21 protein-coding genes and 1 pseudogene are annotated in these 20,787 nt (G+C 55.1%); 20 read left to right on the forward strand and 2 right to left on the reverse strand.

Translation table 11 applies throughout. From position 1 onward, the window contains the following. Window positions 1-134 precede the first annotated feature (134 nt). From ACVBDQ_RS14595 to ACVBDQ_RS14635, 9 genes and pseudogenes are all read left to right on the forward strand, one after another. A complete protein-coding gene (locus tag ACVBDQ_RS14595; protein ID WP_446663283.1) occupies window positions 135-314 on the forward strand; it encodes a hypothetical protein in 180 nt (59 codons plus the stop codon). A gap of 123 nt (window positions 315-437) precedes the next feature. Continuing rightward, the gene (locus ACVBDQ_RS14600; RefSeq protein WP_446663284.1) at window positions 438-818 is read left to right on the forward strand and encodes a hypothetical protein; all 381 of its coding nucleotides are present in this window, start codon (window positions 438-440) and stop codon (window positions 816-818) included. Further along, entirely contained in the window at window positions 815-2,989 is a 2,175-nt protein-coding gene (locus tag ACVBDQ_RS14605) for an ATP-binding protein (protein ID WP_446663285.1), read from the forward strand. Before ACVBDQ_RS14600 ends, ACVBDQ_RS14605 begins: the two co-directional genes overlap by 4 nt. A 1-nt stretch (window position 2,990) precedes the next feature. Continuing rightward, window positions 2,991-3,167 carry a hypothetical protein gene (locus ACVBDQ_RS14610; protein ID WP_446663286.1) on the forward strand — a complete coding sequence of 59 codons (177 nt, stop codon included), beginning with the start codon at window positions 2,991-2,993 and terminating at the stop codon, window positions 3,165-3,167. Window positions 3,168-3,283: 116 nt separating this feature from the next. Then, a pseudogene (locus ACVBDQ_RS14615) lies at window positions 3,284-4,354 on the forward strand (AMP-binding protein); the annotation flags it as partial. A gap of 14 nt (window positions 4,355-4,368) precedes the next feature. Next, the gene (locus ACVBDQ_RS14620) at window positions 4,369-5,214 is read left to right on the forward strand and encodes a 3-hydroxyacyl-CoA dehydrogenase family protein (protein ID WP_021322300.1); all 846 of its coding nucleotides are present in this window, start codon (window positions 4,369-4,371) and stop codon (window positions 5,212-5,214) included. A 133-nt stretch (window positions 5,215-5,347) separates the two neighbouring features. Then, complete coding sequence (locus tag ACVBDQ_RS14625; protein ID WP_014195503.1) at window positions 5,348-6,499, forward strand: thiolase family protein; 1,152 nt, start codon at window positions 5,348-5,350, stop codon at window positions 6,497-6,499. A gap of 150 nt (window positions 6,500-6,649) precedes the next feature. Then, window positions 6,650-7,219, forward strand: coding sequence for a Uma2 family endonuclease (locus tag ACVBDQ_RS14630; protein ID WP_021322301.1), 570 nt, complete (start codon window positions 6,650-6,652; stop codon window positions 7,217-7,219). Window positions 7,220-7,317: 98 nt separating this feature from the next. Beyond that, window positions 7,318-8,196 carry a DMT family transporter gene (locus ACVBDQ_RS14635; RefSeq protein ID WP_021322302.1) on the forward strand — a complete coding sequence of 293 codons (879 nt, stop codon included), beginning with the start codon at window positions 7,318-7,320 and terminating at the stop codon, window positions 8,194-8,196. 207 nt (window positions 8,197-8,403) lie between these two features. Here ACVBDQ_RS14635 and ACVBDQ_RS14640 read toward each other — a convergent pair whose 3' ends face one another. Further along, window positions 8,404-9,021, reverse strand: a complete 618-nt coding sequence (locus ACVBDQ_RS14640) for a trimeric intracellular cation channel family protein (protein WP_021322303.1) — start codon at window positions 9,019-9,021, stop codon at window positions 8,404-8,406. 160 nt (window positions 9,022-9,181) lie between these two features. Here ACVBDQ_RS14640 and hflX point away from each other — a divergent pair, with 160 nt between their 5' ends. The 4 genes from hflX to glnA all read left to right on the forward strand — a co-directional run bounded on the left by hflX (window position 9,182) and on the right by glnA (window position 13,566). Then, on the forward strand, window positions 9,182-10,429 hold the full coding sequence (gene hflX / locus ACVBDQ_RS14645) for a GTPase HflX (protein ID WP_068895338.1): 1,248 nt from the start codon (window positions 9,182-9,184) through the stop codon (window positions 10,427-10,429). A gap of 13 nt (window positions 10,430-10,442) precedes the next feature. Continuing rightward, window positions 10,443-11,714 (forward strand): methionine gamma-lyase family protein, encoded by a 1,272-nt coding sequence (locus ACVBDQ_RS14650; protein ID WP_011230824.1) that lies wholly within the window; start codon window positions 10,443-10,445, stop codon window positions 11,712-11,714. Window positions 11,715-11,790: 76 nt separating this feature from the next. Then, entirely contained in the window at window positions 11,791-12,192 is a 402-nt protein-coding gene (locus ACVBDQ_RS14655) for a MerR family transcriptional regulator (RefSeq protein WP_011230825.1), read from the forward strand. A gap of 39 nt (window positions 12,193-12,231) precedes the next feature. Next, entirely contained in the window at window positions 12,232-13,566 is a 1,335-nt protein-coding gene (glnA, locus tag ACVBDQ_RS14660) for a type I glutamate--ammonia ligase (protein WP_446663287.1), read from the forward strand. A 63-nt stretch (window positions 13,567-13,629) separates the two neighbouring features. Here the strand turns inward: glnA and lexA are convergent, their stop codons facing one another. Further along, the gene (gene lexA / locus ACVBDQ_RS14665) at window positions 13,630-14,253 is read right to left on the reverse strand and encodes a transcriptional repressor LexA (protein WP_011230827.1); all 624 of its coding nucleotides are present in this window, start codon (window positions 14,251-14,253) and stop codon (window positions 13,630-13,632) included. A 151-nt stretch (window positions 14,254-14,404) separates the two neighbouring features. On the opposite strand from lexA, the gene yneA reads away from it, so the two are divergent. From yneA to ACVBDQ_RS14700, 7 genes are all read left to right on the forward strand, one after another. Next, complete coding sequence (gene yneA / locus ACVBDQ_RS14670; RefSeq protein ID WP_015374470.1) at window positions 14,405-14,710, forward strand: cell division suppressor protein YneA; 306 nt, start codon at window positions 14,405-14,407, stop codon at window positions 14,708-14,710. Window positions 14,711-14,729: 19 nt separating this feature from the next. Beyond that, window positions 14,730-15,383 carry a YneB family resolvase-like protein gene (locus ACVBDQ_RS14675; protein ID WP_015374471.1) on the forward strand — a complete coding sequence of 218 codons (654 nt, stop codon included), beginning with the start codon at window positions 14,730-14,732 and terminating at the stop codon, window positions 15,381-15,383. Between the two features lie 129 nt (window positions 15,384-15,512). Further along, window positions 15,513-15,743, forward strand: coding sequence for a DUF896 domain-containing protein (locus tag ACVBDQ_RS14680; RefSeq protein ID WP_013145682.1), 231 nt, complete (start codon window positions 15,513-15,515; stop codon window positions 15,741-15,743). 100 nt (window positions 15,744-15,843) lie between these two features. Beyond that, on the forward strand, window positions 15,844-17,850 hold the full coding sequence (gene tkt / locus ACVBDQ_RS14685; protein ID WP_015374472.1) for a transketolase: 2,007 nt from the start codon (window positions 15,844-15,846) through the stop codon (window positions 17,848-17,850). A 246-nt stretch (window positions 17,851-18,096) separates the two neighbouring features. Next, window positions 18,097-18,534 (forward strand): sporulation inhibitor of replication protein SirA, encoded by a 438-nt coding sequence (gene sirA / locus ACVBDQ_RS14690; protein ID WP_011230832.1) that lies wholly within the window; start codon window positions 18,097-18,099, stop codon window positions 18,532-18,534. A gap of 89 nt (window positions 18,535-18,623) precedes the next feature. After that, window positions 18,624-18,836: a YneF family protein gene (locus ACVBDQ_RS14695; protein ID WP_011230833.1), complete on the forward strand. Its 213-nt coding sequence runs from the start codon at window positions 18,624-18,626 to the stop codon at window positions 18,834-18,836. A gap of 124 nt (window positions 18,837-18,960) precedes the next feature. Next, window positions 18,961-20,700: an ABC transporter transmembrane domain-containing protein gene (locus ACVBDQ_RS14700; RefSeq protein ID WP_446663288.1), complete on the forward strand. Its 1,740-nt coding sequence runs from the start codon at window positions 18,961-18,963 to the stop codon at window positions 20,698-20,700. The last annotated feature ends 87 nt before the right edge of the window (window positions 20,701-20,787 follow it).

Below are 20,787 nucleotides of genomic sequence, written 5' to 3' on the forward strand. Positions count from 1 at the left end.
GCGCACCCTAGGTCTGTAAGATATCCACAAAACTGAAAAAGGATGTAAGGGATTTTGTCGAAAAATATTTTTTGGACACCCCTGAGGGGCCGAAAAGCCTTGATAAATCAACATTTCTAGAGGGAGGTAATACCATGGCCAACAAGCATGTCAAAAGTGTATCATTCAATCTCGACAATAAAGAGGAACAACTTGCCTGGAAGTACGTGTCCAAAAAAAATTTCTCCGGCTATGTTAAAAAACTCATCATCGAAGACATGAAGCGGAAAGCAGCCGAAAAAGCGCAATCAAGGCCGTTTATGCCGTCAAAGTAGTCCTGCCGCTTTCGCCACGACCAATGCGGTGCCGCCTAGGATCAGCAGTCCGCCGATGATCAGGTGCATAGGCTTCACCTCGCTTTAGGTGTATTATCACCAAACGCAAAGGGGGATATACTCATGTGGTTCACACCGAAAGTGGAAACCGTCGGGAGCATTTCGGATTTTTTAGCAGGAAGCCGAAAAAAGGAGGTGGTCGGCACGTTCTTACCGGTGACGTTATCGACCGCCGCCCTATCCGCGTACGCCTCGAAAGCGGAAGCGGCCGGGCTGCAAGACAAAATTATCCACGCGTTCGATCCGCTGGTCGAAATCATTCAAGCGCTCGCCTACCCGGTCGGGTTTACGATGATTTGCGCAGGCTTCCTAGTGATTATGACCGGGAACCGACACAAGGGGTTGCACATTATCAAATGGGCGGCGATCGGGTTCATCGGGATGCAGTTTGCGCCAGGCATCATGAGCATACTCGTGGAAGTCGGAAAAAGCATCGGAAAATGACAACACTGCGCATCACACCGGACATCCGGCTGACGAACCAAAACGTCGAAGAACTCGCCCGGACGATGTGCGTCTACATGTCACCGCTTGAGCGTTGGAACGGGAAGGGGTTCGATGACGCCCCTTTCCTCTCCTTTGAAACGGTGCTGGAAAAGGAAAACACAGGTTTCTATGTGACAGTTCCGTCTTCCCAAGTGGCTTTGGCGCGAAAGGCGATCGAAAGCGCTTGGCCAAAGGTGGCGGTCGAGGAAACGGAAGACCCCTTCACAGAAGCCCCGCATTTGGCTTCTGAGCTGTCCTACGAGCGTCACTATATGTTTTCCCTTCGGGTGGACAGACGAACGCTAGGAGCGCTTCCTAGCGCCCTAGAAACGCTCCGAAACATGGACGAAAGGGAGAAGGTCTATATCCAAGTGCTGGCCACTCCGGCGCATCGGGACTGGTATGTGGGAGCGGTCGAGGCATATAGCCGTTTCAAACAAGGGGATATGCCACAGAAATGGCGGCTCGACAAAAAGACAGTGGGGAGGACCGCACTGAAAGCCTTGGCGCATACGGTATACGGGGCGGCCAGCGTGATGACGGAATTGTTGACCGGCGAGGAATTGGAACCGCTTCAGCTCGACGGCGGAGAACGGGCGATGATCCTGCGCGATGGTCGGTTGAGCGAGGCGACACTGTCCAAAACGAAAGGCGACGCCTACGAGGTGCAAATCCGCGTCGGGGTGGTGTGCAGTGATCGCACAAAAGCTCATGCTCTGCTTCGAATGGTCACGATGGCGTTCCGTGATCTTGACGGCGACAACATGCTTGTGGCTGCTCCGGCCAATCCTGAAAGGACATTTCAGCGCATGAAAGAGCGGAAAATGGCGCCGTCTTTACAAAAGGACTATTTCAGCATCGCGGAATTGAGCCGGTTGCATTTGTTGCCAACCGCGGAATACCAAGAAAAATACCATATTCCAAACATCGCACAGCTCGAAACAGAAGTGCCGGCGGCATTCACAAAGGGCGGTCTGTATTTTGGCGACGTCACCTACAAGAAAACGACGGCCCCTGTCTACCACCCGACCCACAATCATGACATACTATGCCTGCCGCGCGTCTATATCGGTGGGATGGGGAGCGGCAAGACGCGAGGTGCGGCGGCCAACTTGGTGGTGGAAGCCGTGCGCAAAGGATTTGGAGCATTGGCCATTGACCCGGCCAAAGGAGAGATATACGAGGAAGTGTCATCGTCCCTTCCGGCCGAGCAACTCATACACATCCGCCTAGGGCAGCGCCCGATCGCGTTGGATTGGCGAGAAGTCGCACATTCACCAAAAGCGAGAAACCGGCTTGCCAATACGATACTTGGCTTTTTTGACCAAGCGGACTTGGAAGCTGGCGGACAGACATCACGGTTTCTGCGTGCCGCTGTCATGGCGATGCAAACCGGGCGGTTGAGCGAGATTTTGCGCATCTTCCAGGATGAAGACTATCGCGAGCAAGTCATCGCGACTATGCCGGATAGCATCCATAAAACCACACTCAAGCAGTACCATGAGCCGTCAGAGTCGCGGAAAAATCAAATCCTTTCGCCGATCCTCAACCGTTTGGATACCATCCTAGGCGACGAGTACCTGGCTGAATGTATGGATGCGGATGACGGCATTGATATGGTGTCGCTGATGGAGCAGAAAAAAGCTGTCATCATTGACGTTCCTAAGAGTGAACTGGGGGCAGAGGCGGTCAATCTCATTATCAACTTGCTTTGCACCAAAATCGACCTGGCAATGACGTTGCGAAAATCCGCTCACCCATTCTTTGTTCTGCTTGACGAACCGCACCAATTCTTGCGCTCGGTGAACATTTGGAAATCCGCGGCGGTGGAGTCCCGAAAATGGCGTGTCGGGTATTGTTGGTTTTTTCACTCGTGGGATCAACTCCCGTCTGATTTGATTGAGATCATCAAGTCCGCCGGTCCGCACTACACGATTTACGCCAGCAGCAAAAAGACATTCCGCGACCTGGCCGAGGAAATCGCGCCGTTTACCATTGAGGACGGCATCCGATTGAAACGGTTCCACGCGATCAACGTCCTGCGAAGTGAGGATGGCATGCAGAAGCCGTTTATTGCCAAAATGGCGGCGCCGCCAAGCAAAAGAAAGAAACGTGAAGGAGGAGATTGAAATGAATAACATCTTGACGAAACTGCTCCTGCTGCACGCTTTTATCACCGATCACCGACTGCAATATGCGATGATCGAGACCGATGACGAGCGGGAACAGGCGTTTATCGAAGGAGTGCTGGCGGCGTGTGAGTTTGTTGAGGAAGCGCTAGAAGAGATGTGGGAAAGCGCCGTTTGAAAACAATGAAAGAAGAAAAGAAGGCGGAGTGATCCGCCTTTTTATTTTAGAAGGAATAATACATAAAACGTGGAATATTGAATAAAAGATAATAGTTTTACACAATCCGTATCAATACATTCGGAAATCCAAAAGGGGTTGTGTATACGCACCGCAGCACCGTCTTGCACGCGATGGCGTTAGGGCTGGCTGATACGCAAGGGCTGTGCGAGCGCGATGTCGTCATGCCGGTCGTACCGATGTTCCATGTCAACGCGTGGGGGCTGCCGTTTGCCGCCACTTGGTTCGGTTCGACGATCGTCATGCCGGGACCGGCGTTTACGCCGAAAGTGCTTGCCGAGCTGATTGACTCCGAACGGGTGACGATCACCGCCGGCGTGCCGACGATTTGGCTCGGGCTGTTGCAAGAGTTGGAGAAAGGAAACTATGACGTCAGCAGCCTGACGCGTGTCATTTGCGGCGGTTCAGCCGCGCCGAAAGGGATCATCCGTGCGTTTGAAGAAAAATACGGCATTCCGTTCATTCACGCGTACGGCATGACGGAAACGAGCCCGCTTGTGCTTGTCTCACGCCCGAAAAGCTATCAAGACGGGCTGTCGTACGAGGAGAAACTGGATATTCGCGCCAAGCAAGGGCTGCTTGCTCCAGGGCTTGAGATGAAAGTGATCGGCCAAAACGGGCCGGTTCGTTGGGACGGGCAGGAAATGGGCGAGCTTTGCTTGCGCGGGCCGTGGATTGCTGCCGAATACTACAACGACGACCGGACGAAAGACGCGTTCCGCGACGGTTGGCTGCATACCGGCGATGTCGTCACCGTGGACGAAGAAGGGTTTGTGAAAATTGTCGACCGGACGAAGGATGTCATTAAAAGCGGCGGCGAATGGATTTCATCGGTTGATTTGGAGAATGCGCTCATGGCCCATGAGGCGGTGTTCGAAGCGGCGGTCGTCGCTGTGCCGCATCCGAAATGGCAAGAGCGCCCGATTGCCTGCGTCGTGCTGAAAGAAGGAAAACGCGTCACGAAAGAAGAGCTGTACGACTTTTTGCGCCCGCAATTTACAAAATGGTGGCTGCCGGATGACATTGTGTTTCTCGATGAAATTCCGAAAACGAGCGTCGGCAAGTTTTTGAAGCGGAAACTGCGCGATGAGATGGCAGCGCGCTATGCCGATGCGGCGAAGGAGTAAAGGAGGCGGACACCGTGGCAGAAACGATTGCGGTCATCGGCGCCGGGGTGATGGGAAGCGGCATCGCGCAAACGGCGGCGATGGCGGGAAAAACGGTGTATTTATATGACGTGTCCGAAGCGGCCTTGCAAAATGGGCTCGCTTCGGTGGAAAAAAGCTTGCGCCGCTTTGTCAAAACCGGCGGGCTGTCCGAGCCGGAAGCGCGAGCGGCGCTCGGGCGCATCCGCTCGACCGTCGATTTGGCCGAAGCGGTGCGCGGGGCGGATGTCGTCATCGAAGCCGTGCCGGAAAACTTGGCGCTGAAAAAAGACGTGTTTCAGCAGCTTGATCAATTGGCGAAGCCGGACGCCATTTTAGCGACCAACACATCCGAGCTGAGCGTCACGGCGCTTGCCGCCGCGACCAACCGGCCGGAGAACGTCATCGGCATGCATTGGTTCAATCCGGCGCCAGTGATGAAGTTGATCGAAATTGTGAAAGGTGAGACGACTTCCGACGACACAGTCGACGCCATCCGTCGGCTGTCTGTGGAGCTTGGCAAAGAAACGGTCGTCGTGAAAGACCGGCAAGGGTTTGTGACGACACGGGCGCTTGCCGCCCATATGATTGAATGCATCCGCATGTACGAAGAAGGAGTTGCTTCCGCTGAGGATATCGACAAAGCGGTGCGGCTTGGCCTCAATTATCCGATGGGGCCGCTGGAGCTGGCCGACATGGTCGGGCTTGATACGCTCTTGTTTGTGAGTGAAAACATGACGGAAGCATACGGCGACCGGTTCCGGGCGCCGCAGCTTTTGCGCAAGCTCGTTGAAGCCGGGCATTTAGGGCGGAAGACGGGGAAAGGGTTTTACACGTATTGAGCAGCGCTCGCCGTCCATCTGATGCCGCGCGCCAACAAGCGCTTAAAGAGCGCCCGCTTTCGCCCGTGTGGAAGCGCCCGAATAGGCAAGGCAACGAAGAAATCACGAAAGTAGAGCAAAAGGAGGAAGTTGCATGGTGCGTGAAGCGGTCATTGTCGAAGCGGTCAGGACGCCGGTCGGCAAGCGGAACGGCGTCTTCCGGGACGTTCATCCGGTCCATTTGGCCGCGGTGGTGCTCGATGAAGTCGTGCGCCGGGCCGGCATGGACAAAGGGGCGGTGGAAGACATCGTCATGGGCTGCGTGACGCCGGTCGCCGAACAAGGGTACAACATCGGCCGGCTGGCGGCGCTTGAGGCCGGATTCCCGATCGAAGTGCCGGCAGTGCAAATCAACCGAATGTGCGGCTCGGGGCAGCAGGCGATTCATTTCGCCGCCCAGGAAATCCGCTCCGGCGATATGGATGTCACGATCGCCGCCGGGGTCGAAAGCATGACGAAAGTGCCGATTTTAAGCGATGGCAACGAGCAGACGATTCCGCCGTCGCTTCATGAAAAATACGAATTCATCCACCAAGGTGTCTCGGCTGAGCGGATCGCCAAAAAATACGGCCTAACGCGCGAGGAGCTTGACGCCTACGCGTACGAAAGCCATCAACGCGCCTTGGCGGCCTTGCGCGAAGGGAAGTTTCGCGCGGAAATCGTCCCGGTGAAAGGGCTTGACCGCGATGGCCGCGAAATCCTTGTCACCGATGATGAAGGGCCGCGGGCCGACACATCGCCGGAAGCGCTCGCCGCGCTCAAGCCGGTGTTTCAAGAAGACGGTCTCATCACCGCTGGCAATGCGAGCCAAATGAGCGACGGGGCGGCCGCTGTGCTTTTGATGGAACGGGAGGCGGCGAGGCGGTTCGGACTGAAGCCGAAAGCGCGCATTGTCGCGCAAACGGTCGTCGGCTCCGACCCGACGTATATGCTCGATGGCGTCATTCCGGCGACGAGGCAAGTGCTGAAAAAAGCCGGCCTCTCGATCGATGACATCGACCTCATTGAAATCAACGAAGCGTTCGCCCCGGTCGTGCTCGCCTGGCAAAAAGAAATCGGCGCTCCGCTTGAGAAGGTGAATGTCAACGGCGGCGCCATTGCGCTTGGCCATCCGCTCGGCGCCACCGGTGCGAAGCTCATGACGTCGCTTGTTCATGAACTTGAACGGCGCGGCGGCCGCTATGGGCTATTGACGATTTGCATCGGCCACGGGATGGCGACGGCCACGATCATCGAGCGGGAGTAAGAGCAACGCGTGGAAAAAACATTTGTTTGACACACACTCGACAGCGGTGGCGGCCGCTGTTTTTTCTGTCATGACGAGAAAATAAAAATATGAGACGGAACTGGAGCGATGTGATAAGATGAAAGAAAAGCAAGTGAAAGGGGAAGCGCAGTGCAGAAGGAGAAGCCGTTTTACACGTATCGCGACATTGAACATTGGGAAGGAAATTGGGAACTGATCGATGGTGTTCCCTATTTATTGGCGTCTCCGTCGTTTGAGCACCAGTATGTGGTCGGACAACTGCACCTTGCATTGGCTTCGTATTTTCAGGCGCGTGGCTGTCATGTCATTCTTGCCCCGTTTGATGTTCAGCTTGATCCTGAGGAGCCGGAACGGATGGCGAAAACGGTTGTTCAGCCGGATTTATCAGTTGTTTGTCGGGTTGAGCAAATCGGGAATCGGCGAATGAAAGGGGCTCCCGATCTCGTTGTGGAAGTGCTGTCACCAAGCACCGCCTTGCGTGATCGAAACCAGAAATACTATTTATACGAAAAATATGGTGTGCATGAATATTGGATTGTAGACCCCAGCAATCGAACGATCGAAGTGCTCAGCTGGCAAGATGGACGATTCGAGCAGCGAGCGGTTTTCGGGCCAAGCGATGAGTTGGTTTCTTTTTGGCAACCGGATTTGACGGTTTCGCTCGCCCCCGTGTTTCCTCCGGAAGAAAGCGATGTGTAGCTGATGGAGAACAACCTTGTTTGGCTGCCATCTCTGGAAATAACGGCTTCGCTTTTGGTGTCAGCAGCAGAAAGAAGAAAGCAAAGGGGATCGATGTCATGAAGCAAGCCTTTCTCGCTTCCTTCTATTTATCCCTTGCCGCTGGCATTTGGGGCGGGATGTATGTGGTGAGCAAATACGTGTTGGACTACATTCCGCCGTTTACGCTCGTCTGGCTGCGCTACGCCGTCGCCTTGATCGTGCTGGGCGCCGTCGCCGTGGCGAAACGCGAGCGCCCCCCAAAGAACGGGCGTGACTGGGGAATGATTATCACGGTCGGGATCATCGGCTACGTCGTTTCCATTTCCTTGCAGTTTGTCGGCACGAAATGGTCGAACGCCCATACCGCTTCGCTCATCACCGCCTCGACGCCGGCGTTTGTCGTTTTGTTTGCCCGCTGGCTGATTGGTGAGGCGCTCACATGGCGGAAGCTTGGCGCGCTCCTATTGGCGACATTCGGCGTCATCGTCATCGTCGGCTTAGGAGGCGGAGAAGAATCAACGTTTCTTGGCAACATTTGCTTAGTCGGCGCGGCGGTCACTTGGGCGCTGTTGTCGGTGCTCGTGAAAATCGCTTCGGCCCGCTTGTCCGTGTTTTCGATCACCACGTATGCCATTTTTGTGGCACTCATTGGCATGACGCCGATGATGCTCGCCGAAGGGCCGGGGCTTGCTGCGAGCCATTGGAGTGTTCCCGTCGCCCTTGGGGTGTTGTATCTTGGCGTTGTATCGACAGCGGGAGCATTTTTTCTTTGGAACAAAGGGATGGAAATGATCGATGCCGGCGTCGGCTCGCTCTTTTTCTTTTTCCAGCCGCTCGTCGGCTCGCTCTTTGGCCGGCTGTTTTTACAAGAGCAACTCGATGTCTCGTTTTGGCTCGGCGGGGCGCTCATTGCTGCCGGCGTGGCCGTGGCGGTGCGAAGCGAGCAAAGCGCGTAAGGAAGGCGTCAGCAAACCAAAAGCGAGGAGTCCGCGTTGGGCGCCTTCGCTTCCGTGCTTACGGTTTTGCTTCTTTTCGCTTCCTTCGTACCAAGAGGCAGGGGCAGAGAGGAGCCATACAACGGCTGTCAAACGGAATGGGACGATTTATACAAAAGTCTATCTTTTCGTATAAATCAATGAGTAGTTGTTGCTTTTGCCGTTTGATCATTGCTCGCCCGCTTTTTCTCCGACCGCCCGCCGCGGCAGCTTCCAGCCGTACGTGTATGACAAAACGCGCAAAGCGGCGACGACAATCAACAACACATACAGCTCCATGGGCGATTCGGCCCATTTCAGCCCAACAGCGAGGCCGGCGAGAATGGCCCAGGCGGCATAAATTTCTGCGCGCAACACGAGCGGCTTTCTTCCCGCCAACACGTCACGGATAATGCCGCCGCCGCTTCCGGTCAACACCGCGGCGACGATGACCGCGCTTAACGGATGACCCATGTTGACGGCATACAGCGCTCCTTGAATGGCGAACGCGGACAGCCCAAGGGCGTCAAAAAAGTTGCCCCACCGCTTCCACGGCGGCAGCATTTGCTTTGGGAACAAATACACAACTGTCATGGCCGCCAAAGCGACAAGAAAGAGCGGCTGCTGTTCCCATAACGCCGACACGGGAACCCCGATCAGCAAATTGCGCACCGCCCCGCCGCCAAAAGCGGTGACAATCCCTAAAATGTACACCCCAAGCAAATCGTACTCCTCTTCCATCGCGACGATCGCCCCGCTAATGGCAAAGGCGATCGTGCCGATGATGCTCAATACTTCCCACGTCATTCGTGCTGTTCCTTTCCGTGCGGTGTTCTTGTATCATTGTAGGGGCAAAAGCGGCGGAAAATCAATCGTTTTTTTGGAACGAACTAGCAGACCGACGGTGGGATTTGGTATCATGAACGTAGAGAACATGTTCGCCGCGAGGGAAAGGAAGGGGGATGCCATGAGCCGTGAACAAGCGATCCTTGTCGGCTGCCAGCTCGCTGGTGTCGATGATGAACGGTTTCGCTATTCGATGGAGGAGCTCGCTTCGCTCGTTGCGACGGCGAACGGCGAGGTTGTGGCAGAGTTGACGCAAAAACGTGAAGCGCCGCACCCGGCGACGTATATCGGCAAAGGAAAAACGGAAGAGCTCGCCGCCATAGTCAAGCAGCTGGAACCGGACGTGGTTATTTTCAACAGCGAGCTCTCTCCAAGCCAAGCGCGCAATTTGACGAAAATGCTTGGCGAGGTGAAAGTGATTGACCGGACGCAGCTGATTTTAGACATTTTTGCAAGACGCGCCCGCTCAAAAGAAGGAAAGCTGCAAGTCGAGCTCGCCCAGCTGGAGTATATGTTGCCGCGCCTTAGCGGTCAAGGAGAGGCGCTATCCCGCTTGGGCGGCGGCATCGGCACGCGCGGCCCGGGGGAGACGAAGCTCGAGACCGACCGCCGCCATATTCGCCGCCGCATTGACGACATTAAAGCTGAGCTTGTGCGCATTGCTGAGCATCGAGGGCGCTACCGCGAGCGCCGGCAAAAAAACCAAGCGTTTCAAGTGGCGCTCGTCGGCTATACAAACGCCGGCAAATCAACGATTTTCAATCGGCTGACCGCCGCCGATTCGTTGGAAGAAAACTTGTTGTTTGCCACGCTCGACCCGTTGACGCGCAAATGTGTCTTGCCATGCGGCTACACGGTGCTTGTCACCGATACGGTCGGGTTCATTCAAGATTTGCCGACGACGCTTGTCGCCGCGTTCCGCTCGACGCTCGAGGAAGTGACGGAAGCCGATCTATTGCTTCACGTCGTCGATTCGTCTCATCCGGATTACGTTGCGCACGAGCGAACGGTGTCGCGGCTGCTCGCTGAATTAGGGGCTTCTTCCATTCCGGTGGTCACGGTGTACAATAAAAGCGATCAAAAAGCGTCGGAATTCATTCCGACAACGACTGCTTCCATCATGATCAGCGCGCTTTCCGCCGCCGACATTGACCGGCTCCGCTATTTTCTTGAAGAGGCGGTGAAACAGCAAATGGCCCGTTACGACGTGTCGATCCCAAGCGGTGAAGGAAAATTGCTCGCTCGGTTAAAATCGGACACCATTTTGCACGAATGGCATTATAATGAACAGGGAGGCACGTACGACTGCCAAGGGTACGTGCTGCCGACGCACCCCTTGTATGGGGAGCTGCAATCATTCCAACGGTAGAAAGGGTTCATCTATGTTTTGGACACAATGGAGACACGGAGAAACCATCGCTCTTCTCATCGAGGAAATCGAAGCACAAATCGCGCCGATTCACCGCCGCATCGATGAACTGGTCGACGTCAACCAATACCGCGTGCTTGAGAGCTTCCGTCGCCATCAAGTGAGCGACGCCCACTTCATTCCGTCAACCGGTTATGGGTATGACGATGCGGGCCGCGATACGCTCGATCGCATTTTCGCTGATGTGTTTGGAGCGGAAGCGGGGCTTGTGCGCCCGCAAATCATTTCCGGCACGCATGCGATTGCGATCGCGCTGTTTGGCGTGTTGCGCCCGGGCGATGAGTTGCTTTACATCACGGGCGCTCCGTACGATACGCTTGAGGAAATCGTCGGCGTCCGCGGCCGCGGCGTCGGCTCGCTGAAAGAGTTTGGCATTCGTTATCGCAGCGTGCCGCTCACAGCGGAAGGGATGGTCGATTTTCCGGCCGTTCGCGAAGCGATCCATGAGCGGACGAAAATGATCGGCATTCAACGTTCGCGCGGCTATGCGGACCGGCCGTCGTTTACTGTCGAAGAGATCGGCGACATGATTGCATTCGTCAAGTCGATCAAACCGGATGTCGTCGTGTTTGTCGACAATTGCTACGGAGAATTCGTCGAGGAGAAAGAGCCATGCCATGTCGGCGCCGATTTGATGGCCGGCTCGCTCATTAAAAACCCGGGAGGGGGCTTGGCGAAAACGGGCGGCTACATTGTCGGCAAGCGGGAATATGTGGAGGCGTGCGCCTATCGGATGACCTCGCCGGGCATTGGAGCGGAAGTCGGTCCGTCGCTTTACAGCTTGCCGGATATGTATCAAGGCTTTTTCCTTGCGCCGCACACCGTGGGTCAGGCGCTCAAGGGGGCGGTTTTTACGGCGGCGATGCTCGAGCGGATCGGACTAAAAACCTCGCCATCGTGGAAGGCGAAGCGCACGGATTTGGTTCAGTCCGTCCGTTTTGACGATCCGGAACAAATGGTGGCGTTTTGCCAAGCGATTCAGGCTTCCTCCCCGGTCAACGCTCATTTCACTCCGTATCCGAGCGACATGCCCGGCTATGAAGACAAAGTGATCATGGCCGCCGGCACGTTCGTCCAAGGGGCAAGCATTGAGTTGACGGCCGACGGGCCGTTGCGCCCCCCATATGTCGCGTATGTGCAAGGCGGATTGACGTATTCGCATGTGAAAATCGCCGTCTGTTCCGCCATTCAGCGTTTGCTTGAACAGCGGTTGATTTGTTTGTGAGGAAACATCACGTTTCATTGACTCATTTCCTAACATTATGGTAAAATAAAGGTATCAAAAGCGAGGAGGAATTGGCATGAGCAGCCAAATTCGTCGTTCCATGCCATTGTTTCCGATTGGGATTGTGATGCAGCTGACCGACTTGTCGGCTCGGCAAATCCGCTATTATGAAGAGCACGGCCTCGTTTCGCCAGCGCGCACTGAAGGCAACCGGAGGCTGTTTTCGCTCAATGACATTGACCGCTTGCTGGAAATTAAAGATTTGATCGACCAAGGCGTCAACTTGGCGGGCATTAAGCAAATTTTTGCCGCGCGGGAGGAAGGACGCCACCAGCAGGCGGAGAAAGTCGAAAAAGTAGGAAAACCGAAGCTGTCGGACGAAGAACTGCGCGAAATTTTGCGGAATGAATTGCTGCAGGCCGGGCGGTTCCAGCGCGCATCGCTTCGCCAAGGAGATCTCGCTCGCTTCTTTCATTAATGACGGAAAATGATTTCCGAGCCGGGGAGGAGTTTGGACATGGCAAAATATACGCGTGACGACATTCTACACATCGTCAAAGAGGAAAATGTCAAGTACATCCGCCTGCAATTCACCGATATTTTGGGCACGATCAAAAACGTCGAAATTCCGATCAGCCAGCTGGAGAAAGCGCTTAACAACAAAATTATGTTTGACGGGTCGTCGATCGAAGGATTTGTCCGCATCGAAGAGTCAGATATGTATTTGTATCCGGACTTGGATACGTTCGTCATTTTCCCGTGGACTTCAGAAAAAGGAAAAGTCGCCCGCTTTATCTGCGACATTTACAACCCGGACGGCACGCCGTTTGAAGGCTGTCCGCGCTATAACTTGAAGCGGATGCTGAAAGAGATGGAGGCGCTTGGCTTCAACGCCTTTAACTTAGGAGCTGAGCCTGAATTCTTCCTTTTCAAGCTTGACGAAAAAGGACACCCGACGATGGAGCTGAACGACCGCGGCGGCTATTTCGATTTGGCGCCGACCGATCTTGGGGAAAACTGCCGGCGCGACATTGTGCTCGAGCTTGAGGAAATGGGGTTTGAAATCGAAGCGTCCCATCATGAAGTCGCCCCGGGCCAGCATGAGATCGATTTTAAATACGCTGATGCCGTAAAAGCGTGCGACGACATTCAAACGTTTAAGCTCGTCGTCAAAACGATCGCCCGCAAACATGGATTGCATGCGACCTTTATGCCGAAGCCGATTTTTGGGATTAACGGTTCAGGAATGCATTGCAACCTGTCGCTGTTCCGCAACGGTGAAAACGCCTTTTTCGATCCGAACGGCGACTTGCAGTTGAGCGATACGGCGCGGCAGTTTATCGCCGGTGTGCTGAAGCATGCGCCGAACTTTACGGCGGTGACGAACCCGACCGTCAACTCGTACAAGCGGCTTGTTCCAGGCTATGAAGCGCCGTGCTACGTCGCTTGGTCGGCGCGCAACCGCAGCCCGCTCATCCGCATTCCAGCTTCGCGCGGCATGAGCACGCGCATTGAGGTGCGCAGCGTTGACCCGTCGGCCAACCCATACTTGGCCATGGCGGTGCTTTTAGCCGCTGGGCTTGACGGCATTCGCAACAAGCTCACTCCTCCGGCGCCAGTGGATCGAAACATTTACGTCATGACGAAAGAAGAACGGCTCGAAGAAGGCATTGTCGATTTGCCGGCAACGCTCTATGAAGCGTTGGAAAACTTGAAGTCCGATGAAGTGATGATTCACGCGCTCGGCAAACATTTATTCGAGCATTTCGTCGAAGCGAAAGAAATTGAGTGGGATATGTATCGGACAACGGTTCATCAATGGGAATTGGACCAATATATGGAACTCTACTGATTCATAAAAAAGCTGCCCCGTTTTTTTCAGGGCAGCTTTTTTATGGGCGCAGGCCGGCACGAGTCAGTCGAACAGGCGATAGACGCCGATCACTTTGCCGAGAATCGTGCAGTCGCGGACGATGATCGGCTCAAGATGGGCGTTTTCCGGCTGCAGGCGGATGTGGTCTTTTTCCTTGAAAAACCGCTTCACCGTCGCCTCGTTGTCTTCCGTCATGGCGACGACGATGTCGCCGTTGTTGGCCGATGACTGCTGGCGGACGATGACGTAGTCGCCGTCGAGAATGCCGGCTTCGATCATGCTGTCGCCCATCACTTCAAGCATAAACAGCTGCTCCTCGCCGGCGGCGAGCCGCTTCGGCAACGGAAAGTAGCCTTCGATGTTTTCCACCGCTGTAATCGGTTGGCCGGCCGTCACCTTGCCGATGATCGGCACCGAGATGATCTCCTCTTTTTCTCTCTCCTTGGCCATATCGTTGTCCAAAATTTCAATGGCGCGCGGCTTTGTCGGGTCGCGGCGGATGTACCCTTTGCTTTCTAGGCGCGCGAGATGCCCGTGAACGGTTGAGCTTGACGCCAATCCAACCGCTTCCCCAATTTCCCGCACCGACGGAGGATAGCCTTTTGTTTTTACTTCCTGTTTAATAAACTCTAAAATTTGCTGTTGTCGTTTTGACAGTTTCGTCATGGTTTCACACCTCTCGCCACATCATTTGCCTTCATTATACCATGCGGAAGACGAAAAAACAAACATAAGTTCGAGTTTTTTATTGACACAAACAAATGTTCTTGACTATAATGAAGGAAAGCGAACAAACATTCTAGAAAGGGTGGGGAGAATGGGGAAAACGTTGCTGCACTATGTTTTGTTTTCATTTTTGTTTGCGCTCGTGTTGGCAGGGTTCGTTTACGCCAGCAGCCCGGTCGATAAAAAAGAATACGTGACGATCACGGTCGCTCCCGGCGATACGCTTTGGGGGCTGGCAAAACAGTACGAACAGGAACACCATATGCCGCCTGATGAGTTCATCCGCTGGGTCGTCGATGTCAACCATTTGCCGAGCCCGCGTCTTGCCGCCGGTGAACAAATTGTCATTCCTGTGTTAAAATCAAAGCAGGGCGGCTCGGTGGCCGTCAATCAGTGATGGAAAGAAGGGATTGGCCATGAGGGCGGTCATTTACTGCCGAGTCAGCACGGACAAAGCTGAACAGGAAACGTCGCTCGCGAGGCAACGAGATGAGCTCGAGCGACTGGCGGCCGAGTGTGGATTTGAAGTCGTGAAAGTGATCGCCGAGCAGGCGAGCGGTTATGAAGCCGACCGCGACGGCGTGTTGGAGCTGCTTTCGCTTTGCGAGGAAGGCGAGGTCGATGTGCTGCTCATTCAAGATGAAACGCGGCTTGGGCGCGGCCATGCGCGCATGGCGGTGCTGCATTGCTTGAAAAAGCAAGGGGTGAAAATATACAGCGCCAGCCACCGAGGGGAAATGCCGCTGTCGGAGGCCGATGAGATGGTGTTATCCATCATCGCGATTGTCGAGGAGTACCAAAGAAAAATCCATAACGCCAAAATTAAGCGTGGCATGCAGCGAGCCATCGCCAGCGGCTACCGACCGGAGCGGAACCTAAGGCGCCGGGGCGAAAACGCCGGGCGCGATCGAATTGATCTGCCGGTTGAGGAGATCGTCCGCTTGCGCGAGCGCGGACTGACGTTTGCCGATATCGCCGCGACGATGCGAAGCTTCGGTTACGAGGCGTCCAAGGCGACCGTCCATCGGCGTTACCAGGAATATATGGACGAGCAACAAAGGCGGCGTTGATCGTGTACTGCGCCTGACCCTAAAGCGGCGAGCGGGCAAAGGAAGCCAAGATGCCATCGTTGCCATCTTCCCGGTTGATCAGATAAGATAAAACAGAGTGAGAATATGGCAGATAGGAGAAGATGATCAATGCTTGCCAAACATAAATTAGCCCGCATCAATGAACTGGCGAAAAAAGCGAAAACGGCCGGCTTGTCGGCCGAAGAGGCCTTCGAGCAAGCGAAGCTGCGCCGTGAGTACATTCAAGCGTTCCGCAAGGCGATGACCGATATGCTCCATACAGTGACCGTCATTGACCCGAACGGCAACGACGTGACGCCGAAAAAATTAAAGGAAAGCCAGCGGCGGCGCTTCCATTAAACGGTCGAAAGAGGGGTGGCTCGGAAAATAACGTTGTACAAGTCGATCGATTTTCTATATGATAGTAAATGACACCATGTTGATGAAAGGGAGGAAGACGATGGCGCATTCAATCGAGGAGTTGGCGATTACGACGATTCGAACGCTGTCGATTGACGCGATCGAAAAAGCGAAATCCGGGCACCCGGGCATGCCGATGGGCGCGGCGCCGATGGCGTACACGCTTTGGACGAAATTTATGAATCATAACCCGGCGAATCCAAACTGGTTCAACCGCGACCGGTTTGTCTTGTCAGCCGGGCACGGGTCGATGCTGCTTTACAGCTTGCTTCATTTAAGCGGCTACGACGTATCGATGGATGATTTGAAACAATTCCGTCAATGGGGAAGCAAAACGCCGGGCCATCCGGAATACGGCCATACGCCGGGCGTGGAAGCGACGACGGGACCGCTTGGCCAAGGGATCGCGATGGCGGTCGGCATGGCGATGGCGGAGCGGCATTTGGCCGCTACATACAACCGCGACGGGTTTGAGATTATCAATCATTATACGTACGCCATTTGCGGCGATGGCGATTTGATGGAAGGAGTGGCGAGCGAAGCGGCGTCACTCGCCGGCCACTTGAAGCTCGGCCGTCTGATCGTCCTGTATGACTCGAACGACATTTCGCTGGACGGGGAGCTCAACCTGTCGTTCTCGGAAAACGTCGCCCAACGTTTCCAAGCGTACGGTTGGCAATATTTGCGCGTTGAGGACGGCAACAATATTGAAGAAATCGCCAAAGCGCTCGAGGAGGCGCGGGCGGACCTCAGCCGGCCGACGCTCATTGAAGTCAAAACGACGATTGGCTACGGCGCGCCAAATAAAGCGGGCACGTCCGGCGTCCACGGCGCTCCGCTCGGCGCCCAAGAGGCGAAGCTGACGAAAGAGGCGTATCGTTGGACATTTGCGGAAGATTTTTACGTGCCAGAAGAAGTGTACGCCCACTTCCGTGCGACGGTGCAAGAGCCGGGAGCGAAAAAAGAGGCGGAATGGAATGAGCAGCTCGCCGCCTATGAACAGGCCCATCCGGAACTGGCCGCCCAATTGAAGCGAGCGATCGAAGGCAAACTGCCAGATGGATGGGAAGCTTCTTTGCCGGTATACGAAGCAGGCAAAAGCCTGGCGACCCGCTCATCGTCCGGGGACGTGATCAACGCCATCGCCAAAGCGGTGCCGCAATTGTTTGGCGGTTCGGCGGACTTGGCAAGCTCGAATAAAACGCTCATCAAAGGCGGCGGCAACTTCTTGCCGGACAGCTACGAAGGGCGCAACATTTGGTTTGGCGTGCGCGAGTTTGCCATGGGGGCGGCGCTCAATGGCATGGCGCTTCACGGCGGATTGAAAGTGTTCGGCGGCACGTTCTTCGTGTTCTCTGACTATTTGCGTCCGGCGATCCGCTTGGCGGCGCTGATGGGCTTGCCGGTCATCTACGTCTTGACGCACGACAGCATCGCCGTCGGCGAAGACGGCCCGACGCACGAGCCGATCGAACATCTCGCTTCGCTTCGGGCGATGCCGAACTTGTCGGTCATCCGTCCGGCTGACGCAAACGAAACGGCGGCCGCATGGCGGCTGGCGCTCGAATCGACGGACAAGCCGACTGCGCTCGTCTTGACGCGTCAAGATGTGCCGACGTTGGCGGCAACAGCTGAGTTGGCGTATGAAGGCGTGAAAAAAGGTGCGTACGTCGTTTCACCGGCGAAAAACGGCGCTCCGGAGGCGCTGTTGTTGGCGACTGGCTCGGAAGTCGGTCTGGCCGTCAAAGCGCAAGAAGCGCTTGCCGCTGAGGGCATCCATGTCTCCGTCATCAGCATGCCATCGTGGGACCGCTTCGAAGCGCAGCCAAAATCGTACCGCGATGAAGTGCTTCCGCCGGCCGTGACGAAGCGGCTCGCCATTGAAATGGGCGCGTCGCTCGGTTGGGAGCGCTACGTCGGCGCCGAGGGCGACATTTTGGCCATCGACCGATTCGGTGCTTCCGCTCCGGGAGAGAAAATCATGGCCGAGTATGGCTTTACGGTTGACAACGTCGTCCGCCGCACAAAAGCGCTGCTCGGCAAGTAACCGGAAAAGCTGCCCTTGCGTTGTTGCAGGGGCAGCTTGTTTTTGTGAAAGATGGCTGCGCCTTGGTCAAGTATTTTCGGGGTTGAATCGAGGACAAAGGCTTGTTTGTTGGCCTGTTTGCGGCCGCATGGCCATCGCAAACAAAAATCGACAATGTTAGTGAAAAAACTTGCCGTTAATAGACATATTTTTCCCCTTTCATTTTCTATAATAGAAAATAGATTGAACAGAAATGGGGGATGGGGCATGGTCCGCTATTGGATTTATTTGTTGAATGACGATGTGGCGTCGCATTACCGCCATCGGGCAGAAAAAATTGTCGAACTGCTTCGTGAGCATCAATACGCGAAAGCGCCGCTGAAGGCGATTTGCCGCAAGCAAGTCGAATTTATCACCGAACGGCTGTCATTTTCGCGCCTGGAACTTGGCTTAAAGCAATATTTTGCCGGCCGCGTCGGCAAAAATTTGGAGCGCAATATGTTTGTTTTGCAAAACGACGCCGGCGAGGAAGCGTTGCTTGTCGTGCAAAAGCGCCGCTTGCTTCTTGTCGCTGACAGCGCGCCGCTTGCCGCGGACATCGGGCGGGCGCTCGCTCGGCTTTCGCCGACGTTTTTGGCGGTCGACGCCGATTTTGTCGATTACTACTGGCTGTCTGCGCCTCGGCAAGGAAGAAAATTTGCGTAATGAAAAGATTTTTGTCGCGAAATATTGTCTAATGACGCATCGTTTAGTACACTGTTAGGGAGACAACAAGAAGGAGGAAAATCGCTGTTATGTGGGGTACGATTCTCGTTGGCGTGCTGGCGCTCATCGCCGGGGTGGCGATCGGATTTTTCGTCGCCCGCAAAACGATGATCAATTATTTGAAGAAAAACCCGCCGATCAATGAACAAATGATTCGCATGATGATGATGCAAATGGGCATGACTCCGTCGCAGAAGAAAATCAACCAGATGATGAAAATGATGAACAATCAACTGAAATAAGCGAAACGGACACTCGATCGAGAGTGTCTTTTTATTTTGCCAAAATGTTCTTTCAAAATTTTTCTAGTTTTGTTACAATAATATGGCGATTGTTCGTCAGCCAAATGAAAGGAGGGCGGGCCTTATGCGCGTGTTTCGCGATTTGTTTTGGTTTTTCCGTCAAGAAAAGAAGGCGTATATCACCGGCATTTTCGTGCTTGTCATCGTGGCGTTTTTGGAGACCGTCCCGCCGAAAGTGCTCGGCTTGTTGGTCGATCATATGAAAAACGGCACGATGACAAAAGAAGTGCTCATCCGCTGGATCGCCGTCCTCGCCGCCGTTGCGGCGGCGCTTTACGGGCTCCGCTACGCTTGGCGCATTTTCATTTTCGGTTCGGCGGTCAAGCTTGCCCGCCAGCTGCGCAACGAGCTGTATCAGCATTTTACGAACATGTCGCCGTCGTTTTACCAGCGGAAGCGGATCGGCGATTTAATGGCCCATGCGACCAACGATTTGCAGGCGATTCAGCAGACGGCCGGAAGCGGCATTTTGACGCTTGTTGACTCAGTGACGCTTGGCGGGTTCGTGTTGGCGACGATGGCGTTTTCGATCAGCTGGAAGCTGACGCTCATCAGCCTATTGCCGATGCCCGTGATGGCGGCGGCGACGAGCCGCTATGGGACGATGCTCCATCGTCGGTTTTTAACGGCGCAAGCGGCGTTTTCGTCGCTGAACGACAAGGTGCAGGAAAGCATCAGCGGCATTCGCGTGATCAAGGCGTTCGGTTATGAGAAACAAGATGTGGAAGCGTTTCGCCGTCAATCGGAAGACGTCGTGGCGAAAAACATCGCTGTCGCCAAAATTGACGCCTTGTTCGACCCGACGATCGGCCTGCTTGTCGGGCTGTCGTTTTTTCTTGCTGTGGCGTTTGGCAGTCAAATGGTTTTGGCGGGCGAATTGACGATCGGCGAGCTTGTGTCGTTTACGACCTACCTTGGCCTGCTCATTTGGCCGATGCTGGCGTTCGGCTGGCTGTTCAACATCGTGGAGCGAGGGCGCGCTTCGTACGACCGAGTGAGGGCGCTGTTGGCCGAGCGGGACGAAATCGTCGAGCGCCTTGATGCCGTGGATGTTCCGCCAAAAGGGGACATTGAATACCGTGTTTGCCGGTTCGTCTATCCGGGAGAGACAAAGCCGGCGCTCGAGGACATTCATTTTTCGCTGGAGCGCGGGGCGACGCTTGGCGTGGTCGGCAAAACAGGGGCGGGCAAAACGACGCTGCTTCGCCTGCTGTTGCGCGAGTTTGACGGCTATGACGGCGAGATTCGCTTCGGCGGCCGCGACATCCGCGATTATACGCTTTTCGCGCTCCGTTCGGCGATCGGCTACGTGCCGCAAGACCATTTCTTGTTTTCTGCCTCCATCCGCGACAACATCGCCTTTGCCAAGCCGGAAGCCGGAGAGGACGAGGTCGTACGGGCGGCGCGGCTGGCCGACATTCATGATGACATTTTGCAGTTTCCCGACGGGTATGAGACGGTCATCGGAGAGCGCGGCGTTTCCCTATCCGGTGGGCAAAAACAGCGGCTGTCAATCGCCCGGGCGCTTCTCATTGACCCGGAAGTGCTCATTTTTGATGACGCGTTGTCGGCCGTGGATGCGAAGACCGAGGCGCGGATTTTAGCGGCGCTCAAACAGGAGCGGCGCGGAAAAACGACGATCATCGCCGCTCACCGTTTAAGCGCGGTTGAGCATGCCGATTGGATTCTCGTCCTTGACGGGGGGCGAATTGTGCAGGCCGGAACGCACGAGCAGCTGATGGCAGAAGGCGGCTGGTATCGTGACATGCACCGACGCCAGCAGCTTGAGGCGCTTGCGGAGTAACAACAGGTCTGAACGTTCGAGCTCTCGCCAAAAACGAGCGGAGCGAAAAGCCTGAAAATACAAGTTGTTTGTAAGATAGGGGGAAGT

It is taken from the genome of Geobacillus sp. CCR (assembly GCF_052906625.1).